This is a genomic window from Pseudoalteromonas sp. OOF1S-7, assembly GCF_022347765.1.
Taxonomy (GTDB): Bacteria; Pseudomonadota; Gammaproteobacteria; order Enterobacterales; family Alteromonadaceae; genus Pseudoalteromonas.
The window spans coordinates 94,321-117,305 of sequence record NZ_JAKRFZ010000011.1 but is presented as its reverse complement, the minus strand read 5'-3'; the positions used below and the strand labels follow the sequence as shown (position 1 = coordinate 117,305).

At 51.0% G+C, this 22,985-nt stretch carries 20 protein-coding genes; 19 read left to right on the top strand and 1 reads right to left on the bottom strand.

Features of this window, described 5'->3' with window-relative positions:
* Positions 1–15 precede the first annotated feature (15 nt).
* From MHN33_RS16090 to MHN33_RS16060, 8 genes are all read left to right on the top strand, one after another.
* Entirely contained in the window at positions 16–1,176 is a 1,161-nt protein-coding gene (locus MHN33_RS16090) for a phage tail sheath C-terminal domain-containing protein (protein WP_239399273.1), read from the top strand.
* Entirely contained in the window at positions 1,176–1,685 is a 510-nt protein-coding gene (locus MHN33_RS16085) for a phage major tail tube protein (protein ID WP_010385144.1), read from the top strand. The genes MHN33_RS16090 and MHN33_RS16085 overlap by 1 nt, the downstream gene beginning before the upstream one ends.
* Positions 1,686–1,783: 98 nt before the next feature.
* Positions 1,784–2,041, top strand: a complete 258-nt coding sequence (locus tag MHN33_RS16080; RefSeq protein WP_239399271.1) for a phage tail assembly protein — start codon at positions 1,784–1,786, stop codon at positions 2,039–2,041.
* 5 nt (positions 2,042–2,046) lie between these two features.
* A complete protein-coding gene (locus MHN33_RS23915) occupies positions 2,047–2,172 on the top strand; it encodes a hypothetical protein (protein ID WP_257721227.1) in 126 nt (41 codons plus the stop codon).
* Between the two features lie 164 nt (positions 2,173–2,336).
* On the top strand, positions 2,337–6,023 hold the full coding sequence (locus MHN33_RS16075; protein WP_239399269.1) for a hypothetical protein: 3,687 nt from the start codon (positions 2,337–2,339) through the stop codon (positions 6,021–6,023).
* Positions 6,024–6,050: 27 nt separating this feature from the next.
* Positions 6,051–6,506: a phage tail protein gene (locus tag MHN33_RS16070; protein ID WP_239399267.1), complete on the top strand. Its 456-nt coding sequence runs from the start codon at positions 6,051–6,053 to the stop codon at positions 6,504–6,506.
* A gap of 9 nt (positions 6,507–6,515) precedes the next feature.
* Positions 6,516–6,728, top strand: coding sequence for a tail protein X (locus MHN33_RS16065; RefSeq protein WP_239399265.1), 213 nt, complete (start codon positions 6,516–6,518; stop codon positions 6,726–6,728).
* A 2-nt stretch (positions 6,729–6,730) separates the two neighbouring features.
* Positions 6,731–7,741, top strand: coding sequence for a contractile injection system protein, VgrG/Pvc8 family (locus tag MHN33_RS16060; RefSeq protein WP_239399263.1), 1,011 nt, complete (start codon positions 6,731–6,733; stop codon positions 7,739–7,741).
* 156 nt (positions 7,742–7,897) lie between these two features.
* On the opposite strand, the gene MHN33_RS16055 is transcribed toward MHN33_RS16060, so the two are convergent.
* Positions 7,898–8,248, bottom strand: coding sequence for a hypothetical protein (locus tag MHN33_RS16055; protein WP_239399261.1), 351 nt, complete (start codon positions 8,246–8,248; stop codon positions 7,898–7,900).
* Positions 8,249–8,551: 303 nt separating this feature from the next.
* Between MHN33_RS16055 and metA the strand changes: the two genes are divergently transcribed.
* The 11 genes from metA to MHN33_RS16000 all read left to right on the top strand — a co-directional run bounded on the left by metA (position 8,552) and on the right by MHN33_RS16000 (position 22,903).
* The gene (gene metA, locus MHN33_RS16050) at positions 8,552–9,499 is read left to right on the top strand and encodes a homoserine O-succinyltransferase (RefSeq protein ID WP_239399259.1); all 948 of its coding nucleotides are present in this window, start codon (positions 8,552–8,554) and stop codon (positions 9,497–9,499) included.
* A 55-nt stretch (positions 9,500–9,554) separates the two neighbouring features.
* Complete coding sequence (locus MHN33_RS16045) at positions 9,555–10,577, top strand: homocysteine S-methyltransferase family protein (protein WP_239399393.1); 1,023 nt, start codon at positions 9,555–9,557, stop codon at positions 10,575–10,577.
* Positions 10,578–10,588: 11 nt separating this feature from the next.
* On the top strand, positions 10,589–13,222 hold the full coding sequence (metH, locus tag MHN33_RS16040) for a methionine synthase (protein ID WP_239399257.1): 2,634 nt from the start codon (positions 10,589–10,591) through the stop codon (positions 13,220–13,222).
* Positions 13,223–13,425: 203 nt separating this feature from the next.
* A complete protein-coding gene (locus MHN33_RS16035; RefSeq protein ID WP_239399255.1) occupies positions 13,426–14,049 on the top strand; it encodes a hypothetical protein in 624 nt (207 codons plus the stop codon).
* Between the two features lie 13 nt (positions 14,050–14,062).
* Positions 14,063–14,788, top strand: coding sequence for a hypothetical protein (locus MHN33_RS16030; RefSeq protein ID WP_239399253.1), 726 nt, complete (start codon positions 14,063–14,065; stop codon positions 14,786–14,788).
* 371 nt (positions 14,789–15,159) lie between these two features.
* Positions 15,160–15,330, top strand: coding sequence for a hypothetical protein (locus tag MHN33_RS16025; protein WP_239399251.1), 171 nt, complete (start codon positions 15,160–15,162; stop codon positions 15,328–15,330).
* 203 nt (positions 15,331–15,533) lie between these two features.
* Positions 15,534–16,607, top strand: a complete 1,074-nt coding sequence (locus MHN33_RS16020) for a YjgN family protein (RefSeq protein WP_239399249.1) — start codon at positions 15,534–15,536, stop codon at positions 16,605–16,607.
* Complete coding sequence (locus MHN33_RS16015; protein ID WP_239399247.1) at positions 16,607–17,623, top strand: M48 family metallopeptidase; 1,017 nt, start codon at positions 16,607–16,609, stop codon at positions 17,621–17,623. Before MHN33_RS16020 ends, MHN33_RS16015 begins: the two co-directional genes overlap by 1 nt.
* Positions 17,624–17,933: 310 nt before the next feature.
* Positions 17,934–18,821 carry a hypothetical protein gene (locus MHN33_RS16010; protein ID WP_239399245.1) on the top strand — a complete coding sequence of 296 codons (888 nt, stop codon included), beginning with the start codon at positions 17,934–17,936 and terminating at the stop codon, positions 18,819–18,821.
* Positions 18,818–20,656 (top strand): GGDEF domain-containing protein, encoded by a 1,839-nt coding sequence (locus MHN33_RS16005; RefSeq protein WP_239399243.1) that lies wholly within the window; start codon positions 18,818–18,820, stop codon positions 20,654–20,656. Before MHN33_RS16010 ends, MHN33_RS16005 begins: the two co-directional genes overlap by 4 nt.
* 117 nt (positions 20,657–20,773) lie before the next feature.
* Positions 20,774–22,903: an EAL domain-containing protein gene (locus MHN33_RS16000; RefSeq protein WP_239399241.1), complete on the top strand. Its 2,130-nt coding sequence runs from the start codon at positions 20,774–20,776 to the stop codon at positions 22,901–22,903.
* Positions 22,904–22,985: the final 82 nt, after the last annotated feature.

Below are 22,985 nucleotides of genomic sequence, written 5' to 3'. Positions count from 1 at the left end.
TTAAAGGAGATATCTATGTCTGAATTTCTACACGGTGTAGAAGTCATCGAGGCGCAATCTGGTACGCGTCCTATTAAAACTGTAAAAAGCTCGGTTATTGGTGTTATCGGTACTGCTCCTGGCGCAGATACAGACGCTTTCCCGGCCAATACACCAGTATTAATCGCAGGTAAACGCAGTGAGGCAGAAAAGCTGGGTACTGAAGGTACACTGCCTGCTGCACTGAGTGGCATTTTTGACCAGGCGGGCGCCGCTGTGGTTGTGGTACGTGTTGAAGGTGCAGATGAAGCGGCTGTGATGACAGCCATGACAGACGATTCAACGGATGATGGCAAGTACAAAGGGGTGTTTGCATTCTTGGGCGCCGAGTCTGTACTGGGTGTTGCACCACGTATTCTGGTTGCTCCGGGTTACACGCATCAACGTGATGGCGGTGCGAACCCTGTCGTCAGCAAATTAGTGGGTGTGGCTGAGCGACTACGTGCGGTGATCATCGCAGATGGTCCGAATACCACAGATGCGAAAGCCATTGAGTATCGGGGTGATCAGAGTTCACGTCGTGTATTCCTGGTGGACCCACATGTTCGCGTGTTCAAAGACGGAGCCGAACAGGTTGAGCCAGCCAGTGCACGTGTTGCGGGTATGATTGCCAAATCGGATAACGATCGCGGTTTCTGGTGGAGTCCAAGTAACACGGCCATGAATGGCATCGTCGGTACAGCTCGCCCAGTGGACTTCCAGCTGGGTGACAAACAAGCGCGTGCGAATCACCTGAACGAAAATGATGTCGCGACGATCATCCGCCAGAATGGCTTCAAGCTATGGGGTAACCGCACCTGTTCCGGTGACCCGAAATGGGCCTTCCTGTCAGTGGTTCGTACCGCGGATATGATCAATGACTCACTACTGCGTGCGCATATGTGGGCAGTTGACCGCAACATCACCAAAACCTATATCGAAGATGTGAAGCAAAGCGTGCAGTCTTACCTGGACAGCCTGAAAGCGCAAGGTGCAATCCTGGGTGGCGAGATCTGGGCAGATGAAGAGCTGAATACACCGGAAAACCTCCAGGCTGGCAAGGTTTACTTCAGCTTTGACTTTACGCCGCCAACCCCGGCTGAGCACATCACCTTCAAGAGCATTCTGACAAATAACTACCTAGAGGAAATCGTATAATGGCAATGTCTCCTAAAATCCTTAAAAAATTCAAACTGTTCGTAGACGGCAAAGGCTACCTGGGCATTGCGGATGAAATTCAGCTGCCAAAAGTCACAGTCAAAACCCGCGAAGTGACATCGGGCTTTCAGGCACCGATTGAGCTGGACGTGGGCCAGCTTGAGAAACTGGAAGGTAACATCACGTTACTTGAATACAATGCTGACATGATGAAGCTGCTGGGTGACTGGAGCGGTGCAACAACGCCATTGACAGCGCGTGGTGCGATTCAGGCACAAGGTCAGCCGCCACAGCCAGTGGTTGTGACGCTTGAAGGGTTCTTCAAAGAAGTCGACATGGGCAACTGGAAAGACGGCGAAGAAGCTAAGTTGACGCTGCAATATACCGTGCAGAAGTACAAGCTGGAGATCAACAACGAAGTGATCTACGAAATTGATTTGTACAACGACGTACGCAAAATCAATGGTACAGATCAAATGGCACTGTTACGCGCTGCGATTGGCGCTTAATTCGCGTTCTTGCCTTGATGTGGTGGGTGCTTCTTGCTGGTTTAATCCCCAGGGGGTGCCCACCTGCGTACTGAGAAAACAATAATAGGAGCAAAAGCATGAAAGAAATCATTACCCTGGCATTTCCAATTACGGTTGACGGGCATGAGTATGCCGAACTGACAATGAGACGACCAAAAGTACGTGACCGGTTAATGGTGGATAAGGCAGATATCAGCGAGTCGGAAAGTGAAATTCGTTACTTCTCCAATTTGTGTGAAGTCTCACCGGATATCGTCGAAGAGCTTGACTGGAGCGACTTTGTGAAGCTCAGAGAGACCTTACAGGCTTTTCTCGTATCCCGCCCAGGCGCTTAAGAGCCATGGTTATCGCCTTAGCCAAATACACCGGCTGGGGCCTGACCGAACTCAATGCGTTGACCGAAGATGAACTAATCGACTGGTTTAACGCAGCGGTTGACTACAAAGAGGCAACCTCAGTGTCCTGAACCATCGCGGGTCATTCCACTGCAGGCATGCGCTTTGGCGCATGTTTGTGGTTCCAATCTCAGGCATTGCTCAGTGGCTTTTCTCAGGCTGCTTAGCAATGCCAATACAGATCATATCCCACTGCATTTTCTGGTAACACCACTTAACTCTTTCAGGTAAATCTATGAAACAAGGAACTGTCGAACATCTTCGTGCTCCTGGCGGGGCCAAAAACAAAGTTAAATATCGCCTGGCGCAGAGCAATGGCGTGGACCAGCGACTAGCAAAACTGGGTCAGGCTCTGCGTATTTTGCAGCAGCAAAGTGAGGCAAGTGCCATGTCCATCGGACAATTACTTGCACAACTTCAGGCGCTGACGTTTTTAGTCCCTCAAAGTGGCGAATTGCAAAAACGCCTGCAATCCGTGCTGGCGCAACAGGGGCCGTCGGCGCAGCCTGCTTCAGGCGCAGGCGCAGGCGCTGTCAGTCTGAGTGTCGATAATCCGGCTTCTGCTGAGGTGTCAGACGCTTTGCTGGCGTCTTTGGATAACCTTGGCACTGTGATTGCGCGCCTCGCAGCTCAAAATGCACCAGCATCTCAGCCTGGCGGAGTCAGCCAGATTGCAACCACAACGGCACCAGATTTTGCGCCGGTAAACGCACCCGGGCTTCGTCAGGAGACGCTTGAACTCAATACGTCCGCAGGCACAGGCAGTGATGCGTTGGCGACAGCGGCTGCTGAGGGCGCAGTGGATGGTTCGGCCGTGACTGCGCTGTCTCAGTCAGTGAATGCTGAACTGGACAGCCTGACCACTTTGGTGCCCGAAATGGCGCGCTCACTGGATCTTGGCCAGGCAGTGGCGGCGTTTCAATCCGCAGTGCCGGTATTGCAAAATCTGGATCTCAAGTCGTTGCTCGAAGGGGACCTGAGTGGGCTAAAAACGGCTTTACCCGCGTTGATTGACGCGGTCGACTTGCCTCAGCTGCACCAGGTATTGGCCTCAGAACTACCGGCACTGGCACAGTTAGACTTATCAGGTGCATTGCGTGGTGATGCACAGGTATTGGCATCAGAGCTGCCGCACATGCTCAGTGCGCTGCAACTGGACGGCGTATCGGCCAGCGTTGCACAAGCCTTGCCCGCACTTGCGCAACTGGATATGCCGGCAATTGCTTCAGGGGAGCTGGATTCCCTGGTTCAGGCTGCTCCGCAGCTATTTCAGGCCTTGAATATGCCGGGTGCACTACAGGCGATGGAAAAAGCCTTGCCAGTGCTCAGTAAACTCAACGCGCCTGCAATCATCAAAGGTGACCTAAGCAGTTTACTGGACGCTGCGCCTGAGGTACTGCGTGCATTTGAACTGGAAGAGGCTGCCAACAAATTGCAGGGCGCAATACCCAGCCTGACCCAGCTCGACCTCAAAGGCATAGCACAGGGCGATGTGTCCACTCTGATGACTGTGGCACCTCAGTTGCTGAGTGCATTGGAGCTGGGGGATGCGGGCACGGCGATGGCTGCCGCGCTACCGGCATTACAAAAATTTGATGTCGATGGAATGCTCAGTGGTGATCTGACTTCTCTGGCTGAAGCCGGCCCGGATCTGCTCAATGCACTGGGGATGGAAGATGCGGCAGCCCTGCTGCAGCAACACGCTGGCATTGTGCAAAAGCTGGACATCCAGGGCATGATGCGCGGCGAGCTGGCTTCACTGGGTGAGGTTGCTCCGGCCATATTTGATGCGCTGGACATGCCCGGAGCGTCGGCAGCAATGCAAAAGGCCACGCCGGTGCTAAGTAAGCTCAATGCCCCGGCGATTATGGAAGGGGATCTCAGCAGTCTGCTGGATGCCGCGCCCGAAGTATTACGCGCATTTGAGCTGGACGACGCCGCAGACAGGTTACAAACCGCCATTCCCGGGCTGGCCAAGCTTGATTTGAAGCACATAGTGCAGGGGGATGTCTCCAGCCTGATGGACGCCGCCCCGGACTTGCTTAAAGCACTGGACCTGGGTGACGCAAGCATCCTGCTTGAGTCGGCTTTACCAGCGCTACAGAAATTCGATGTGGACGCTCTGCTGAGCGGTGACTTGTCTTCTTTGACTGAAGCGGGCCCTCAGCTGCTGAGCGCCTTTGGTATGGATGATGCCGCCGCGTTGTTGCAACAACATGCCGGGGTGTTCCAAAAGCTTGACGTGAAAGGCGTGCTGGATGGCGACTTGTCGTCACTGGTGTCTGCTGCACCGGATCTGCTGAATGCGTTTGGCATGGACGGCGCGGCCTCATTGTTGACGCAACATGAAGGGGCGCTCAGCAAGCTGGATTTTAAAGGGCTGATGAACGGCGACTTGTCGTCTCTGGGCGACGCTGCATCTGAGTTTTTGACAGGTTCAGGGCGATTTGGCGATTCCGAAGGGGACGTCGAAGCCTCCAGTGTCTTTGATGACCTTGACGGGCACCTGGAAGACGAGCCTGAAGAAAAGAAAAAGCAGTCAGGAAAGCGCAAAAGCAAAGGCAAATCAAAGGTTAGATCAGGCTCTAAACGAGGGCGTCATAAAGGAAAAGGCAAGGGCCAGACTGATCCAGAACGTGAAGAGAGCACCAGCAGGAAAAATAAGCGTAAGCCAGCGCCACAGGGCAATACGATCCGCACACTCGACCGTGGCAGGCAGCTTCCGGGGGCAACATCGAAATCGATCTCGCTACAGGCTGCGGCAAACGATGCCAGGGCGGGCAAACTGGGGCAGTTTGCCGGGAAAAAAGGTGGATTATTTGGTCGCCTGCCAGGGGTCAAAATGTTCGGTAAACTGGCTGCTCCTCTGAGTGCCGTGATGGGCGCCGTTGACGTCGCGACCACGCTGTCAGATGACAGCCTCAGTGCTGAGCAGAAAACTCAGCAGGTTGGCAGTGCCGTCGGCGGTGCCGGCGGTGCCTGGGCAGGCGCCGCAGCTGGTGCAGCCATTGGTTCAGTGATCCCGGGTATTGGCACTGCCATAGGCGGTCTGGTTGGTGGCGCGCTGGGCGCGATGGGCGGTGAGTCTGTTGGCGGCTGGCTGGGTGAGAAGCTTGGTGGCTGGTTTACGGATGATGAACCCGCTAAATCTCAGGTGACATCAGATATCAGCGGTAATGTTGGGACACCCCGGATTGCAACGAATGATGCCGGCGTGTCCGGCACGGCACCACAAGGTGGCGATGGTAATAATGTGCTGGGTCTGGCCGAAGGCTTTATCAAAAACCAGTTTATCAATCCATTTAATTTGGCCGCAGGTACTGCGTCTGCGCTGGCTGAACTCAGTGGAAATGATAAGAGTCGCGCCCATAAAGTGGCCAGAGTCGGCAACTTTGTGGGTGATGCGCTGAACTACCACACCGTATGGCAGGCCGCTAATGATGAGTCATTGAGTGGCTCGCAAAAAGCCGGTGTGATTGGCGGCACGCTCGGCGGCATGTTCTCAGCCAAAGCAATAAGTGGGTTGATGGAGAGCAGTCGTCACCCCTGGTTGAAGATGGCAGCCCCGCTGGCTGGATTTATCACTAACACAGCCGTTGGCTCGCAGATGAGCAACTGGTTGAGTGGGAGCAAAGCGGACACAGAAGCTGGTGTTGAGGCTCAGGAGGGCAAGATGGTGACTGCGCCTGAGGTGTTATCCGTTGCGTCTGAGCCGAACGTCAGTCAGGTTGCCTCTGCTGCGGCGCACAACAGCGCCGCATATCAGGCTGCACAGGTCACGGTGAACGCCAGTATCACAGTGAATGCGCGCCATGGCGAACAGGCTCAGGACATTGCCATTCAGGTTAAGCAGCTTCTCGAACAGCAGCAGCAACAAGCCATTCGGGACTTAAATGCGCGTTATTTTAATCAGGTGGCTTGAGCCCACATTTCATAATTCAGGTGAACAATGAGCAATTCCAATCATGCCAGACACATGATGCAGCTGGGCGACTATAAATTCTCGGTCAGTACAGCGGCATTCAATAAATTGAAATATGACACACAATATCGCTGGAAGTCGCTTGATGCTCCAACCAATAAAAACAGCCCGCTGATGCAGTTTATCGGGGTGGGTGAACAAACGCTGGATCTGGAAGGCACCATATTTCCACAGATCGTCGAAAACGGCTTAAAACAGCTCGATTATATGCGCGATGAGGCGGCCAAGGGACAGCCGCTGACCCTGGGCTATGTGGAGGAAAGTGGCAAGACCAATCCCAGTGTGGGTCGGGTACTGGGTAAATGGGTGATCAGCAGTATCAGTGAAACCCGCACCTTGTTTTTCAACGATGGTATTCCCAGGGAGATCCAGTTTGCAATGCGATTAAGTCGTTATCAGGCGGCACTGAAGGAACCCGAATAAGGAGGTGTTATGAAAGGTGTAACGTATGTAACTCGTGATGGCGATTGTCTGGATCTGATCTGCTATCGTCATTATGGACAGAGTTCCGGTACCGTGGAAAAAGTGTTGGGTGCTAATACGGGACTGGCGGGGCTGGGTGCCATCTACCCGGCTGGCATTGAAATTTTCTTGCCAGAGTTGCCTAAGCCTAAGACTAAGCATGTGATCAATATCTGGGATTAGTTATGAATCAACAACCCTATTTTTCTATCAGAGCGAATGGCAATGAAGTCACCAAAAGTCTTAAAGATCGGATCGTTGAGGTCAGTGTAACGCAGCGAACGGGTTTACTCAGTGATGTATGTATGGTGCGGTTTGATAACCTGGAGGAGCTGCCGATCCAACTTCCCAAGCCGGGTAATGTGCTGGAAATCGCATTGGGGTATAAAGATGGCACGCCGGACACCCATGCCGCACTTACGCCGGTGGGGAAATTTGATGTGGGTGCGTATGAACTCACAGGACCTGCCAGAGCACTGGCTTTGTATGGCAACAGCATTATGTGGGATGCCGACTTTAAATCACCGAGGTTTCGTTCCTGGCCGCAGCAAGGGAGTGAAACGCCCGTCACACTAGGTGACCTGGTGGCGCAAATTGCCGCAGAATATGGCCTGCAAAGCGGGGTCAGTGAGGCGTTACAAAGTATCACCCTGCCTCATCTGGAACAAAGTGAAAGTGACATGCAGTTGCTGACGCGGCTTGCTCAGCGCTACGATGCCGTGATGAAAGTGGCGGCGGGTAAACTGCTGTTTGTAACTCAGGGAACTGGGCAGTCATTGTCCGGGCAAACCGTGACCTCGGCCACACTAGGCAAACATCAAATTATACACTGGTCCAGGGAGAGTATTCATTATCACTTAGTGGGAGCAGTACAGAGCTATTACCACGACCCAGAACTGGCGCAGCGGGTAGTGGTTCAGGCGGGTAGGGGGGCGCCTGTGATCACTTTACCTTACCTTTATCCCGATGAAGCCAGTGCGCAGGCTGCTGCCACCAGTCAATTGACGCGTTTGAAACGCACACACGGGGCGGTTCGACTTACGGTGCCTGGCAATCCAGACATTGTTGCCGGCGCATTAATCACGGTCGATAAATCAGTGGACCACCTCGAAGGCACCTGGTTTATCACAGAGGTTACCCATCAGCTGTCATCAACAGGCTATATTAGCCAAATTAAAGCCGTACAACCTAATTAGTCCCACCATCGCATCGGCCTGATGCGAAAAAGTCCTTTCTCTGTTCCTTTCAATACACCATTTGGCGTCGTTACATGGCAAATGGTGTCCTGCCACTTTATTTAGCCCGACAAAGACGGTGTCTGTATCGGGCTATCTGAGCGAATTGCCTATTACTTAGTACATGCGAACGATGCGTGAATAAGCCGCGCTGTTTGAGTCCCAGGGTTCACATGCCGCTGCAGAGTCGTAAGTCAGGCTCACCGCTTTGCCGCTCGCTTTTTTAGCCAGCAGCATGGAGTACATGCGGTTACGTCTTTCTTCGGGTAGATTAGAGCTGATAGCCAGTACGGGAGTTTTAGTTGTGCAATTGTTAGTTAAGTTGCTTGTACCAGCTTGTAGCGTGACCAAAATGGTATTGGTATTTGCATACACAGTAATTGCATCTATGCTGCCACCGGCAGTTAACCAGGCCGCCTGTGCTTGCCCAGCCATTAACATTGCGCAGCCTAAAATGAGCTTTTTCATTTTAATTTCCTTTTTTTATTATGTAGATCTCACGTATTGTACATATATAAGGTAAGGAAAATAAAGAGGTATTTTGTTGCAGCGCAGCTGAAGCAGTCATCGCACTGCAGTCAAGTTTGAACTAGGGGCTGAACGATGCAGTGACCTGCACCTGTCAATTACTCAAAGTGACATTTTAGAGGATTGCCATATTATTTTATATAGACGGCTAAACATCTAGAAGTTGAAATTTATTCCCATTGCTTCATAATATTGCTGATAAGCGGATCTGCCTACCAAGGTCCGGCCACCTAGGGGAATACTATGCCAATCACAGTAACCGACGATTTACCTGCCATCAGCCATTTGCGCCATGAGAATGTCTTTGTGATGCCACAAAGCCGTGCCAGCACGCAGGAGATCCGGCCAATGCGGCTGGCCATACTTAATTTGATGCCCAATAAGGTTGAGACCGAAGTACAGTTTATCCGGCTGCTGGCCAATACACCCTTGCAGGTGAACGTCGATCTGTTGCGCCTGGACACCCACCGCAGTTCAGAAAATTCAGAACAACATTTGAACATGTTTTACCGCTATTTTTCGGATGTCAGAGAAGAAAACTACGATGCATTGATTGTCACCGGAGCACCACTTGCTCACCTTGAGTATGAAGAGGTGACTTACTGGGAAGAGTTACAGGCGTTTTTCGACTGGGCAGAACACCATGTGACCTCGACTTTGTTCTCCTGCTGGGCGGCACATGCCGGTCTGTTCCATCATCATGGCCTGAAGCGGGCGCTTAAAAAAGACAAGTTGTGCGGGGTTTTTCGCCATCAGTGTTATTTTGAGCATGGTGCGCTGACCCGCGGCTTTGATGATGAGTTTTTGGTACCGCATTCCCGTTATGGTCATATTGAGGCCAGTAAAATAGATGCCTGTGAGGATTTGGTGACACTGGCGGGCTCAGAGCGGGTCGGAGCCTACCTGATTAAGAATGTTTCGGGCAGCCAGGTCTACATAACCGGGCACCCTGAATACGATGCCGATACCCTCAGTAAAGAGTATTTTCGCGATTGCGAAAAAGGCCCGGATGCGCCCAAGCCGGAAAATTATTTTCCCGCAGATGATGTGAACGCAAAGCCATCCAAGACATGGCAAAGCCATGCCTTTTTGTTATTCTCCAACTGGTTAAACTACTATGTTTACCAGACCACACCGTACGATATTAATCTGGTTAGCCAGGATGTAAGGACTAACAATTATGCCGAATAAACAAATCACCACCGCGATCAATGGTTCTGCCATTGCTGACGCGTTGAAAACGGCCATGCAGCAGCGCATTTTGATCCTCGACGGCGCCATGGGCACTATGATCCAGCAACATAAGTTTGAAGAGGAAGATTACCGGGGCGAGCGTTTTAAAGACTGGCATGTCCTTATCAAAGGTAATAACGACCTGCTCAGTTTGACTCAGCCCGAAGTGATCCGCCAGATCCATCGTGAATACCTCGATGCCGGTGCGGACATCATAGAAACCAACACCTTTAATGCCACTACCATTTCAATGGAAGATTATGACATGGCCAGCCTGAGCCGCGAGATCAACGTCGAGTCGGCCCGTCTGGCTCGGGCTGTGTGTGATGAGGTTACTGCCAAAGATCCCAGTAAACCGAGGTATGTGGCCGGTGTTCTGGGGCCAACCTCAAAAACCTGTTCTATTTCACCGGATGTCAACGACCCGGGATATCGCAATGTGTCGTTTGATCAGCTGGTGGCTGCGTATATTGAGTCGACCGAAGCCCTGATTGAAGGCGGCGCACATTTGATCCTGATTGAAACCATCTTCGATACGCTGAATGCCAAGGCGGCGGCCTATGGGGTAGAAGAAGCTTTTGAACGTACCGGCATAACCCTGCCGGTGATGATCTCCGGCACCATTACGGATGCCTCAGGCCGTACCTTGTCGGGCCAGACAACGGAAGCCTTTTACAACTCTATCCGCCATATTAAGCCTATCTCGATTGGGCTCAATTGTGCACTGGGGCCGGATCTGTTGCGTGCTTACGTTGAAGAGCTATCGCGGGTCTGTGAAACCTATACGTCGGTGCACCCTAATGCGGGTCTGCCGAATGAGTTTGGCGAGTACGACTTGGAAGCTCCGGAGATGGCGAAGGAAATCATTGACTGGGGTAAGGAAGGCTTTATAAATATTGTGGGTGGTTGTTGTGGTACAACGCCGGAACATATTCGCGCTTTTGTTAAAGGGCTGGAGCAGGTGGCACCGCGCACTTTACCTGAGCTTGAAGTTAGAATGCGCCTTGCGGGCCTTGAAGCCTGTAATCTTAATTAGGAAGTACTGACATGACGCAATCTACAGCCATTTTTACCAACGTCGGTGAAAGAACCAATGTAACCGGCTCGGCGCGTTTTAAGCGATTGATCCTGGAAGAAGATTACGAAGCCGCGCTGGATGTAGCACGCAGCCAGGTGGAAAACGGCGCGCAGGTGATCGACATCAATATGGATGAAGCCATGCTGGACTCCAAGGCCGCCATGGTTAAGTTCCTGAACCTGATTGCCTCTGAGCCGGATATTTCCCGTGTGCCCATTATGGTCGACTCTTCTAAATGGGAAGTGATTGAAGCGGGCCTGAAGTGTATTCAGGGCAAGGCCATCGTCAATTCCATCTCGCTTAAAGAAGGTCGCGAGCCATTTGAGCGGCAGGCGAAAATCATTAAGCGCTTTGGTGCGGCTGTGGTGGTGATGGCATTCGACGAAACGGGCCAGGCCGAAACCGCCGACCGGAAGTTTGAGATCTGTGAGCGTTCTTATCGCATTCTGGTGGATGAACTGGGTTTCCCGCCTGAGGACATCATTTTTGACCCTAATATCTTTGCTGTGGCAACGGGGATCGAAGAGCACGATAACTATGCCGTTGAGTTTATCGAAGGTACCCGACGCATCAAACAAAACCTGCCGCACTGTAAAGTGTCGGGCGGGGTATCGAATGTATCTTTCTCGTTCCGGGGCAATAATCCGGTGCGTGAGGCCATTCACTCGGTGTTCTTATATCACGCCATTCAGGCCGGTATGGACATGGGCATTGTGAATGCCGGGCAGCTGACGGTATATGATGATATTCCCGATGAACTGCGTAAGGCGGTAGAGGATGTGATCCTCAATACTGATCCGGGAGCGGGTGAGCGTCTGGTGGACATCGCGCCTAACTACTCCGGCATGGCGCAGGCTGAGAAAGCCGAAGATCAGGAATGGCGCAGCTGGCCTGTGGCCAAACGTCTTGAGCATGCGCTGGTTAAAGGCATTACTGAATTTATTGAAGAGGACACAGAAGCCTGTCGTCAGCAGTTCGACAAGCCCATAGAGGTGATCGAAGGCCCGCTGATGGATGGCATGAACGTGGTCGGCGACTTATTTGGTGCCGGTAAAATGTTCCTGCCTCAGGTGGTTAAATCTGCACGCGTGATGAAACGGGCGGTGGCCTATCTGGATCCTTACATTGAAGCGGAGAAGCAGGCCGGCCAGAGCAATGGTAAAATCATCATGGCGACGGTAAAAGGAGATGTGCACGACATCGGTAAAAACATTGTGGGTGTGGTGCTTCAGTGTAATAACTATGAAGTTGTGGATTTAGGCGTAATGGTGCCGGCAGAGAAAATCCTGCAGACTGCGATAGATGAAAATGCTGATGCCATAGGTTTGTCGGGCCTGATCACCCCGTCGCTGGATGAAATGGTACACGTGGCGAAAGAGATGACCCGGCGGGGGTTTGAGATCCCGCTGCTGATTGGCGGGGCAACCACGTCAAAGGCGCATACGGCGGTCAAGATTGAACCGCAATACGACAAGGGGGTGGTGTATGTTAACAACGCCAGTCGCGCGGTTGGGGTGGTCTCCAGTTTGCTCAGTGCCACACAAAAGCCGGGCTTTCTGGAAAAAACGGCCGGTGAATACGTTAAGGTACGTGAGCAGCAGGCGCGTAAAAAGCCCCGCTCTAAGCCCGTTACTTTGGCCCGCGCGCGGGACAATGCGGTTAAGCTCGACTGGGACAATTACACGCCACCGGTGCCCAAAAAGCTGGGCATTACCGAGTTTAAAGACGTCAGTATTGCCACCTTGCGCGAGTACATAGACTGGACACCCTTTTTCATGACCTGGACACTGGCGGGCAAATACCCACGTATTCTGGAAGATGAAGTGGTGGGTGAAGAAGCGCAAAAGCTTTTTGCCGATGCCAATGCCATGCTCGACGAGCTGAGCGCCAAAGGCAGTTTACAACCGCTGGGCGTAATTGGTTTGTTCCCGGCCAACCGGGTGGGCGATGACATTGAAATCTATCGCGATGAGCGTCGCAGTGAAGTGCTGCTGAAGTCTTGTCAGCTGCGTCAGCAAACCGAAAAAACCGATTTTCCGAACTATTGCCTGGCCGATTATATCGCACCCAAAGGCACGCCGGATTACTTCGGTGCTTTTGCCGTCACCGGTGGACTGGAAGAGGATGATTTGGCTGAGGTATTCGAGCAGCAGCAGGACGATTACAACAAAATTATGGTGAAAGCCGTGGCAGATCGTCTGGCCGAGGCCTTTGCAGAATACCTGCATGAACAGGTGCGTAAGCAATACTGGGGCTTTGCTGAGGATGAAAAGCTTAGCAATGAAGAACTGATCCGCGAGAACTATCAGGGGATCCGCCCGGCGCCGGGTTATCCGGCGTGTCCTGAGCACACCGAAAAAGACAAAATCTGGCAGTTGCTGGATGTAGAAAGTCGCATCGGTATGAAGCTCACCAGCTCTTATGCCATGTGGCCGGGCGCGGCGGTATCTGGCTGGTACTTCTCGCATCCGGATTCCAAATATTTTGCCGTGGCAGCCATCCAGCAGGATCAGGTTGAAGATTATGCCAAACGCAGCAATATGACGTTGGCAGATGCCGAGCGCTGGCTGTCACCCAATTTAGGGTACGAGCCACAATCATAACCAACTTACATGAGAGCCATAAGCTCATCTGTCAGGCGCGTGAATCGCGCCTTTTCTTTTACTTTCAAAATATTGTGTTGACCCTCTGCATATCAGCAGACTTCCGAATCTTTTGATTTGTTACTTTTGGTTACAATCGGGCTTGACCTGTTGCGTTTGTTGCAATAGATTGTGCGGCTTTTATTCATGGGGGAAATTGGGATATGAAGGTGATTGGTGCAAGCAAAGTGGCGTTAGTCCTAATGGGCCTATTCGCATTGTCGGGGTGTGAAGGCGTTGGTGAAGAGGAAGCGAGTGGTGATATTTCATCGGGCTCAGGCCTGAGCAGCAGCGGCAATAGCTGTAATTTACAGGAACTGATTACTGATGCTGACAGAGAAGCGGCCAATGCGTGTGGTGTGCAGGCGTCATCTCAGTTAGCAAATGCTGATATTTATTACACCGCCGCTGTCAAAGCGTGCCGTAGTGGCGAGACGGGCACAGATCCTAAAACCGGCCGCACAACCACATATAAAGACACCTACAATGTTTATAAGCAAGCGTCTGAATATGCACTTAATGTGGTTGACCAAATGAACTGCGGGGCGAATTCCAGCGGTCAAAATGGCGGCGGAATCATAGTGCCGGATACGAATGTCGTGCAGCACAATTTGTGTGTTGGCTATATTGATAATGGTAAAAAAGCGCTGGGCGTTTGCTATGGACCTGTTAAGCAGCACAACACGGAATGTGGTGATAACCGTGTTCACTACTTAAAAAGCTTTGAAACATCATCTGCCTGTATCGCCGAGCGCGATAGCTGGGTGAAAAACGCCTTCAATAATTAAGAGGAGAGTGCCTGTGATCCGTTATATGTTACTGATCTTTTTGGTAGGTATGATCTCAGGCTGGTTTCTGCGTGGCACCTTTGTGGTGCCACTCGTTACAGAGCAGGTGGACTTAGCTACTGAAGTGAGCCACAGCCCGAAGTGCGAACCAGGTAGGCCATTAGGCTTAGCAGAAACAGGCACACAGACCCAGACCGCGCCCGCTGATAATCAATTCCTCAACAACTCTATGGTCGAAACGGCGATCCGCTTTGCAGATGAAGACACTCTGGTTCAGTTTGCGGCGTCTCATGGTATTCTGGATGATGACAGTTTACTGCAGATCACGGATGTTCGTGCTGCCGCCCAAAGGCTCGCAGACATCGCGCTCAGCAGTGATTTACAAGCGCAAACGGAGCAGCTGAATTATGGCAGCTCTAGGATACTTTTCTCGTCTCAGGCAGAATTTGACTCAGGGTACGCTGTGCAGAATATTTTCCCTGCTAACGCCGGCAATATCACTGCTATTTTCGAGACTGGTGCCGATTATGGTCATAAAGTGCTGGTGAAGTGGATAAGAGAAGAAGACAATCAAATCGTCGTGTTTCGCAATGTAGCGATTAAATCTGCAGATAGCCAGCATTTTGTGCGTTATCACAAGCGCCTTTGGCCTGTCGGCCGCTATCGGGTAGAGATATACGCAATTTCTGATCAGTTCCCTTTATTATCGAGAGGGCATTATCAGGTGATGAAACCGTAATTTTTTCTTGTGTTTGGATAACTTTTTAGTTATTATTTCTCTCTTGCTTTAAATAACCTCTGATTTAAAGCGTCATAGAAGTAATGCCCTCTTGCCTTGATCCAGTAAGCCCGCATTAAAAAATTAAGAAAGTAGAGCTTATTATAGTCAGGCGATATACTGCTGCAGTGCCCCGATCGGGGACGTTGTGAATGCAAAAATGCGCGATCGCCAATACCAGTAGCCTGGATATGAGCATCAGTTGGACAACACAAAGGTGTTGAAACATTGACCTCAGATCTTTTTTGGCTTTGGTATCAAACTGTCATAAAGCTCGTTTATTGTTTAAAGCGATAGCCGCCAGGCTGCGCATTATAAAAGTGAGTTTTATTATGTCTTATACATACAACGGAACAGAGATCCGTGTTGAACAACCCGTACGTTCAATCTCGGTCAATAAATCAAAAGTCGTTTTTGCTGATGGCTCAGGCCGCAAACAAACGCAATTTTCAAGTGGCAGCGAAGCCCGTCACTTCCTGAATTGGTTGACGCGTGCTTGCTAAGTAAAGCAAGCCCATCAACTCAGACACAGCGCCGAGGTAACCGACAGGTTACGTCGGCGTTTTGCTTTTATGCATTGCGCTCAAGGCTTTTCTAATGTAATTTTCCGTAGTTTTCATGGGGACAGTTCACCATGAAGATGCCAGTAGTGTGAAAACGAAAAATAACGAAAAATAACGAAAAATAACGAAAAAGGAAGCCAACAATGGACTCGACTTCTACGCCTGCAGCTGCGCAGTCAGGCAGTCAACCCCCACCATCTCAACTGCGATTCACCGGGAGTGGGAAAGAATACTTCGGTATCTGGATTATCAACATGTTGCTCACGCTGTTGACGCTGGGTATTTACTCTGCATGGGCCACGGTGCGCAATAAACAATACTTCTACGGCCATACTGTGCTTGACGGACACCGTTTTGACTATCTTGCAACACCAATGCAGATCCTCAAAGGCCGTTTACTCGCTGTGGGCTTATTTGTGATCTATAGCGTGGTGTCGAGCTACTTTCCGCTGGTGGGCGCTTTGATGGCATTTGCTTTGGCATTATTGGTGCCCTGGATGATCAATCAGGGCCTGAAGTTCAGTATGCGTATGACCCGCTATCGCAATATTCGCTTTGCCTTTAAAGGTCGCTATGGTGAAGCAATGGTGAACTTTGTCGTGCTCCCATTTTTCAGTATTTTCACCTTGTATCTGTTGATGCCCTGGGTGCTGAAGCGTATTGACGCGTATATCCACAGTAATATTCGCTACGGTGATAAGCCAGTACAAGTGCAGCTGGAGGGCAAAGAATACTATGCAGCCGCATTACTGGTAATGTTACTGGGCATACTTGTGATGATGTTGCTGGTTCTCGTATTTAGTCTGGCAGGTGATATCAACATTAACCCAGGTGAGCTGGCATCGGGCAACATGGGCATGTTGTTGATTTTCCCTTTGTATTTGTTCGTGATTTCTGCACTACAAGGTATCTACCAGGCGCTGATCCGCAATCACATCCTCAACAATGCACAGATTGAAGATGTGGCGGAGTTCAAATCGAACCTGGAGCCGCAGCGCTATGCACTGATTTTGGCCACCAATGCCGCTGCGATTGTGCTGACAGCCGGCCTGGCTTTCCCCTGGGCAAAAGTGCGCAAAGTCCAGGCGCTGGCTGAAGCAACGCAGGTGGTAGTGTTACCAGGGGCAGATCAGGTGCTCGACACTGCGCAGCAAGCTGACTCGTCCTTTGCTGAAGAAGCTGCCAATGTGTTTGACGTTGATATCTCGTTGACCTGATGATCCGCGGATACTTTTATCAGCCAAATAGCAGCCGGGTGCAGGAAAGTACTGCCCGGCTGAGCGACAGTCGCGTTGCCATCTATGCAGGCGACGAATGTGTGTACGAAACAACACCGGAAGCGCTCAGTGTATCGGCCCATTTACCCGGGCAGGCCAGTGAACTGATCTTCGCAGACGGCGCTCGCTTCGTGCCGCTCGACACGCGCTATCGCTGGCCATTTCAGCGACGAAACAGTGCGCTGCTGGCACGCCTTGAGAGCAACCTGGCGCTGATTGTATGCGCGCTGGTCGCCACGCCTGTCTTGCTCTATGTGCTGCTTTTTAAACTGGTGCCGACAATCGCGGTGACGGCCGTACAAGCGATGCCCGAAGCGGTGGTGGAGCAAATGGGACAGCAGTCTATGGTGCTCATCGAGCAGACTGTGCTGTCGCCCAGTGAGTTGTCGGGTGATCAGCAGCAGGCTGTCCGGGATTTGTGGCACGAAACGTTGTCGCAGCTTGGTCTGTCCACCGATAAGTACCGTATTGATCTGTATCGCTCAGACCATTTTGGCGCCAACGCATTCGCGCTGCCCCACGGTCAGGTGGTGGTCACCGACGAGTTAGCATTGCGCCTGACGGAACACCCGGGTGCGCTCAGAGCGATTTTATTGCACGAAATCGGTCATGTAGAGCGTATGCATAGCGTCCGACTGGCATCCCAGGCCGCGGTTGCCAGTATTGCCATTGCAATGCTGGTGGGTGATATGGATATCGTTGCTGAGGTGGTACTGGGCTCGGGTAGTGCACTGATGGACTTGCAGTTCTCACAAAATATGGAATGGGAAGCCGACAATTATGCCCTGCAGCAACTAGAACGCCTGGGGTATAGTGGTGAAGATTTTGCGCAGGCACTGGAGTCATTGGCGTTGCTTGATGAAGAGCAGGCGCAAAGCTGGTTGAAGTACCTTTCTACTCACCCCAGTGTGCAGCAGCGCATTGAGCACGCCAAAAACTACGCATCATCCCCCTGACAGCCGGATTTGAAACTGAATGCGAGCCAGCAGTCTCAAGTTTTACTGACTCGCTTCAAATCCTGCTCTTTTATAAAATTTACTTCCTTCAGTGTAATACCTGCTCTTTTTGCGCACCGCGACATCCGACCTAAACGCTTGCATTACTTATTTCATCTCATGTAACTCTTTATTATTGTTTTGAAAATCGAGATCTGCGTCATATTTTTACGGCGTTGTACTTATTTTTTGTTATTGTCAGGTTAACATATGCTCACTCCTTCCTGTATACTAGAGAATGCTTTGGTTGATCTGTGTGCTGGGGAGGCAAATGAAGTTTTTGGTGATGTTATTGCTTGTTGTGTCGCAATGTGCCAAAGCCCACAACCCTTTGATTGTTGATATCATCAGCAGCGAGAACTTTTCTCAGCGCTATCAGGCATTTTTACAAGGCCGCTCGGTGCTTGATGTGACCGACTTTCGGCCAACCACGCAGGGTTCCCATATTGAAATCATTGAAATGGTGTTGTTACAGCAGGCACTGTTTCTTGGCGGAGAAACCCGGGAGGTTGTGTTCAATCCGAAGCCCTCAGTCAACATTCTCGAATTCACCGATATGATAGCCGGCGAAAGCCTGATTTTAGCACGCACCGTTTGGCACGAAGATGTTATCAATTATCGTGGTTCCGTGTATGTCAGTGATCCGGTTGTGAAGTTCGGTGAGTATGAAGCCGGCATTTACGTCGCCAAGCGAAATCAGGCACTGCAGCAAACCACGCAAGACGGACTGGAACAACTGACGCTGGTGGCCAACCCACGCTGGCGGGTAGACTGGCACGCCCTGACGAATAGCAAAATGAACCTGGTGAGCTTTATTGGCCCATGGGAAAGCATGCTGAATATGGTAGAAACCGACATTGTTGATGGCATGCTGGTGAATTTCAGTGTCAGTGAGTCTTTGCAGCTGGTGTTTGAGGGGCGCGATTATGTGCCTATCGAAGGGGTAAAAATGGTATTACCCGATTCACGCCACTTTATAGTCAGTAAGCGCCACCCGGAAGGGGCACAGATATTTGCTGCACTGAACCGTGGTCTGAAAGAGCTCAGACGTCGGGGCATGATCCGTAAAGCGCTGACGGAGTCCGGGTTTATTAATCGTAAGGTGCGGGACTGGACTGTCATTAATCGTGCGATGTTGCCGCAGGAGTCCAGACCATGACTCGACCAGGTACATTGATAGGCTGGCTGTTGTGCATTGTATTCAGTGTATCTACCTTCGCAACAGAACTGGTTTCACCCAGTGCACTTGAAAAGTCGCTGAGCGAATTAAATGAAACGCTTAAAAGTGATTTTGACCTCTCACTGTTACCCGAATTAAGAGCGTTGCGACGCGACGCTCAGGCAGTTGATGCGCTGGAAATTGTTGCTCAATCTTTATTGCTGGAAGGGCAGATCCGCCAACAATATGGGGACTATCAACAAAGTCTGGTGTTACATAACGATGCCCTGCAGTTGGCCATTAAGCGAAAAGACCTGGCCCTGATGGCACAAAGTCGACTGGCCATCGCCAGACTGGAAATGGATCTTGAGCGCTATAACTACGCACAGCGCTCACTCGATGACGTACATCAGCTGATCACCCAGTTACGCAATAACGCCCAGAAATCGCCTTATGTGACTCAGCGATTGCTGCTTGAGCACAGATTGTGGCAAGGTTACTTGTATGTATTACTAGGTAGTTATCACCAGGCAGTGGCGGCGTTAAAAACGGATGACCTGGTCGTGACCGGAGCGCCTGAATTGCTCGATACACTTTTGCTGGTGCGGGCCTGGGCGCTGCTCAAGCTTGGCCGCTATCAGCAGGCGCAACCAATCCTGAATCAGGTTGCGCAAAGTCGCACTCTGATCCGTAATCAAAGAATGAGGCTTCGCTTTAAGCTGCTGCAATCTATGGCCTGGTTACAGTCGGGCGATTTTCAGCAAACCCTGGATACGGCCATGCCGGCGCTCATGGAAACCTTCGCAACCCGGTTTTTAGAAGAGCAGGCAGACCTGCAATTTGTAATGTCTAATGCCTATGTACAACAGGGGGACTACCAACAGGCGCATGTGTACTTGAAACGATATGCCCTGACTAAAGATGCCCTTAATTTTCAAAAGCGTAATAACAAGTTGCTGCAACTGGAATCGCAGTACGCGCTGGCAACACAAAAACAGCAGCTAAGCTTGCTGGAAAAAGACAACGCCTTACAGGCACAGGAGATCTTTCGCCACCAACAAATTCTGGAAAACACCCGCCTGGCGCAGCAGCGCGGCGCATTATTGCTAATTTTGGCTTTGGCGTTATTGGGTTTTTTGTACTGGCGATGGCAAAACAAGCGTTATCTCTCTTTACTCGAAGAAGAGGTAAAACAAAGAACGGCAGAGCTGGACGAGCGCAACCGCCAATTACAGGCGCTCAGCTACTCCGACAGTCTGACCGGTTTGCATAATCGACATTACTTTTTCAGCGAGGCCGATAAACTGTTGGCACAGGCCCATAATGCGTCGCAGAGCACGATTTTTTGTCTGATTGACATAGATTACTTTAAACAGATCAATGATGGTCATGGCCATGCGGTGGGCGATCAGGTACTGAAACAGTTTGCTCAGTTAGTGAAGCTTGAGCTTCGTGAGCAGGATGTTCTGATCCGCTGGGGAGGAGAAGAGTTTCTGTTGATTATGCCAAATACTGAAACGCCACAAGCGCAGCAATTGATTGAGCGGATCCGCCATGTTGTCGCACAAGCCTTATTTGGGTCAGCACCACAGCCACTCATGTGTACCTGTTCAATTGGGTTTGCGCCATACCCACTGCGCCTGGGGAATGGTCAGTCACTGGATTGGGAGCAGGTGTTGGAGCTTGCGGATAACTGCCTGTATCAGGCTAAGCATGGGGGGCGTGATGCCTGGGTAGGCCTGAACCCGCCCGCCCAACCACTGGCCATGACGCTGGCGCAGTTGCAACAAAATATGGAAGCATTCACTGTGAGCAGTACTCAGCTGGCGGGGTAATTATTATTTTACATTAAGGGATTTGGCATAAAAAATCAGAGTATTTCATGCGTTGAGTTTTAAACTGTGTGGCTTGGTCTATGCTCTGTAGATAAAGGAAAGACAGATGACTTGCCTGTGAAACTGAATTTACCCGATAACCCCAGAATACTGATAGTGGATGATGACCCCAGTAGCATTTTAATTATCAAAAAAGCTGTCATTGACCTCGGGGAAGTGTTCTCAACCTCTGAAGCCAGCTATGCGCTGACATTAGTTAAGGAGGTTAAACCGCATGTGATCCTGCTGGATATCGATATGGGGGAGTATAATGGCGTAGATATTTGCCGTATGCTCAAAAGTGATCCGGAAACAGCCCACTATATCATTATTTTTATTACCGCCAGCCGTGACCCCGACATTGAATATAAGTCGCTGACCGAAGGGGGGGCCGATTATATCCCGAAACCCTTGGACCTGAGAACCTGCCGGATGCGGGTCTATAATCAGCTGGCCATGCTGGCGTATCAGCAAAACCTGGAGCGCACTACGCAAGCACTGTATCAGGAAAAGCAACGTCTTAAAGTGACCCTCAACTCCATTGGCGATGCGGTGATAGCCACAGACACACAAGGCCTGATCACTTATATGAACCCCATAGCTGAGCGCCTCAGTGGATTCGCCACAGGCTATGCGATGGGCAAGCATATTGAAGACATTCTTGATTTGCGTGACGCATCGTCACAAAGCCGCTCCTTTAACCCGGCCACCATGGCACTCAAAGAACAGCGCAATGTGGCAATGGCACTGAACTGCCAGTTGCACAGTCGGGAGGGGCAGGTTTATCGGGTTGAGGATTCCGCCGCGCCCATTCGCGATGAAGACAATACCATCATCGGAGCTATTATGGTGTTTCATGATGTCAGCGAGTCGGTTGCAATGGCGGTTAAAATGAATTTTCTGGCTAATAATGACCAACTGACGGGCTTACCCAATCGTATCTTGCTGCATGACCGGTTACAGCATGCCATTGCCTGTTCAAAGGCGTCGGATACCTACACTGCGTTGCTGCTGATTGATCTTGACCATTTTAAATACATTAACGACGCGTTGGGGCACTTTCTGGGTGATGAACTTATCAAGAAAGTAGCGAAGCGGCTGGAATCAGTGATTGACCCTAGCGCGACACTTGCGCGCGTTGGCGGCGATGAGTTTGTGCTGGTGTTAGAAGAAGTGCGCTCTGTCAATTATGTGGCTGTGGTCGCCAACAATGTGATTGCCAGCTTTAAAGACCCTTTTACACTGGAACAAAAGGAATACCAGATTTCGGTCAGTATTGGCGTAAGTATGACGGAGCTGGATGCGGATCAGGAAGAAGTGATGATGCGCCACGCCGATGTGGCCATGTATCGGGCAAAGAATCAGGGGCGTAATACCGTGTGCTTTTTTTCGCAGGAGCTGGAAGCCGAGCTGATGAAACGTCATGAGCTGGAACAGTTGCTTCGTGAAGCCCTGGAAAAAGACGGATTAATCGTGCTGTTTCAGCCCCAGATAGAGATTGCATCGGGACAAGTGTGTGGCTTTGAGGCGCTGGCCAGGCTGAAGGATAACCACGGAGGTTGGGTTTCGCCGCTGGACTTTATCCCGCTTGCTGAGGAAATCGGCCTGATTGACACACTGGGCCACCAGGTATTGCAAAAGAGCTGTGAGTTTGCCAGCCAGCTGATGGCACTGAGCAACGACCTCAAAGTGAGTGTTAATGTTTCTGCGCAGCAGATCCGTCACCGGCAATTTATTGACCATGTTGTACAGAGCCTGGAGTCGAGCCAGATCCGCAGCAGAATGCTGGAACTCGAAGTCACAGAAAGCGCGCTGATCGATGACTATGAGCAAACCCGGCGGACGCTCCTGGAGCTGTCCGAGATGGGAGTCAGCATTGCCATTGACGATTTTGGTACGGGTTATTCCAGCCTGTCTTATCTGAAGTCGTTTCCACTTGATGTGCTCAAGATCGATCAGTCTTTTATTAAAGATATGGACAGTGACGAGCAGAGTCATGGCATTGTACAAACCATCGTTTTGCTGGCGCAGGCGCTGGATCTCAGGCTGATTGCAGAGGGCGTGGAGATGGCGTCTCAGTTATCTGAGTTAAGTGCGATGAAATGTGATGTGGCACAGGGATACTTATACGCCCGGCCACTCGATAGTCAGGCTGCCTATCAGTTTGCCGAGTGCAATTTGCAGGCCCCGGATAAACGGGGGCGGTAGCCGTTAAACTGACCAGGCTTTATGGTGCTGGTCAAAGCTGAAATGTCTGTACGGGTGCCGTGAAAACTGTGTGGCATAGACT

Excerpts from the sequence above, each read along its gene's own strand:
- MHN33_RS16010 (WP_239399245.1), top strand. The coding sequence starts at position 17,934 with ATGAAGTTTTTGGTGATGTTATTGCTTGTTGTGTCGCAATGTGCCAAA.
- MHN33_RS16065 (WP_239399265.1), top strand. The coding sequence starts at position 6,516 with ATGAAAGGTGTAACGTATGTAACTCGTGATGGCGATTGTCTGGATCTG.
- MHN33_RS16045 (WP_239399393.1), top strand. The coding sequence starts at position 9,555 with ATGCAGCAGCGCATTTTGATCCTCGACGGCGCCATGGGCACTATGATC.
- MHN33_RS16080 (WP_239399271.1), top strand. The coding sequence starts at position 1,784 with ATGAAAGAAATCATTACCCTGGCATTTCCAATTACGGTTGACGGGCAT.
- MHN33_RS16090 (WP_239399273.1), top strand. The coding sequence starts at position 16 with ATGTCTGAATTTCTACACGGTGTAGAAGTCATCGAGGCGCAATCTGGT.
- MHN33_RS16025 (WP_239399251.1), top strand. The coding sequence starts at position 15,160 with ATGTCTTATACATACAACGGAACAGAGATCCGTGTTGAACAACCCGTA.
- MHN33_RS16075 (WP_239399269.1), top strand. The coding sequence starts at position 2,337 with ATGAAACAAGGAACTGTCGAACATCTTCGTGCTCCTGGCGGGGCCAAA.
- MHN33_RS16070 (WP_239399267.1), top strand. The coding sequence starts at position 6,051 with ATGAGCAATTCCAATCATGCCAGACACATGATGCAGCTGGGCGACTAT.
- MHN33_RS16035 (WP_239399255.1), top strand. The coding sequence starts at position 13,426 with ATGAAGGTGATTGGTGCAAGCAAAGTGGCGTTAGTCCTAATGGGCCTA.
- MHN33_RS23915 (WP_257721227.1), top strand. The coding sequence starts at position 2,047 with ATGGTTATCGCCTTAGCCAAATACACCGGCTGGGGCCTGACCGAACTC.
- MHN33_RS16015 (WP_239399247.1), top strand. The coding sequence starts at position 16,607 with ATGATCCGCGGATACTTTTATCAGCCAAATAGCAGCCGGGTGCAGGAA.
- MHN33_RS16055 (WP_239399261.1), bottom strand. The coding sequence starts at position 8,248 with ATGAAAAAGCTCATTTTAGGCTGCGCAATGTTAATGGCTGGGCAAGCA.
- metA (WP_239399259.1), top strand. The coding sequence starts at position 8,552 with ATGCCAATCACAGTAACCGACGATTTACCTGCCATCAGCCATTTGCGC.
- metH (WP_239399257.1), top strand. The coding sequence starts at position 10,589 with ATGACGCAATCTACAGCCATTTTTACCAACGTCGGTGAAAGAACCAAT.
- MHN33_RS16005 (WP_239399243.1), top strand. The coding sequence starts at position 18,818 with ATGACTCGACCAGGTACATTGATAGGCTGGCTGTTGTGCATTGTATTC.
- MHN33_RS16020 (WP_239399249.1), top strand. The coding sequence starts at position 15,534 with ATGGACTCGACTTCTACGCCTGCAGCTGCGCAGTCAGGCAGTCAACCC.
- MHN33_RS16085 (WP_010385144.1), top strand. The coding sequence starts at position 1,176 with ATGGCAATGTCTCCTAAAATCCTTAAAAAATTCAAACTGTTCGTAGAC.
- MHN33_RS16060 (WP_239399263.1), top strand. The coding sequence starts at position 6,731 with ATGAATCAACAACCCTATTTTTCTATCAGAGCGAATGGCAATGAAGTC.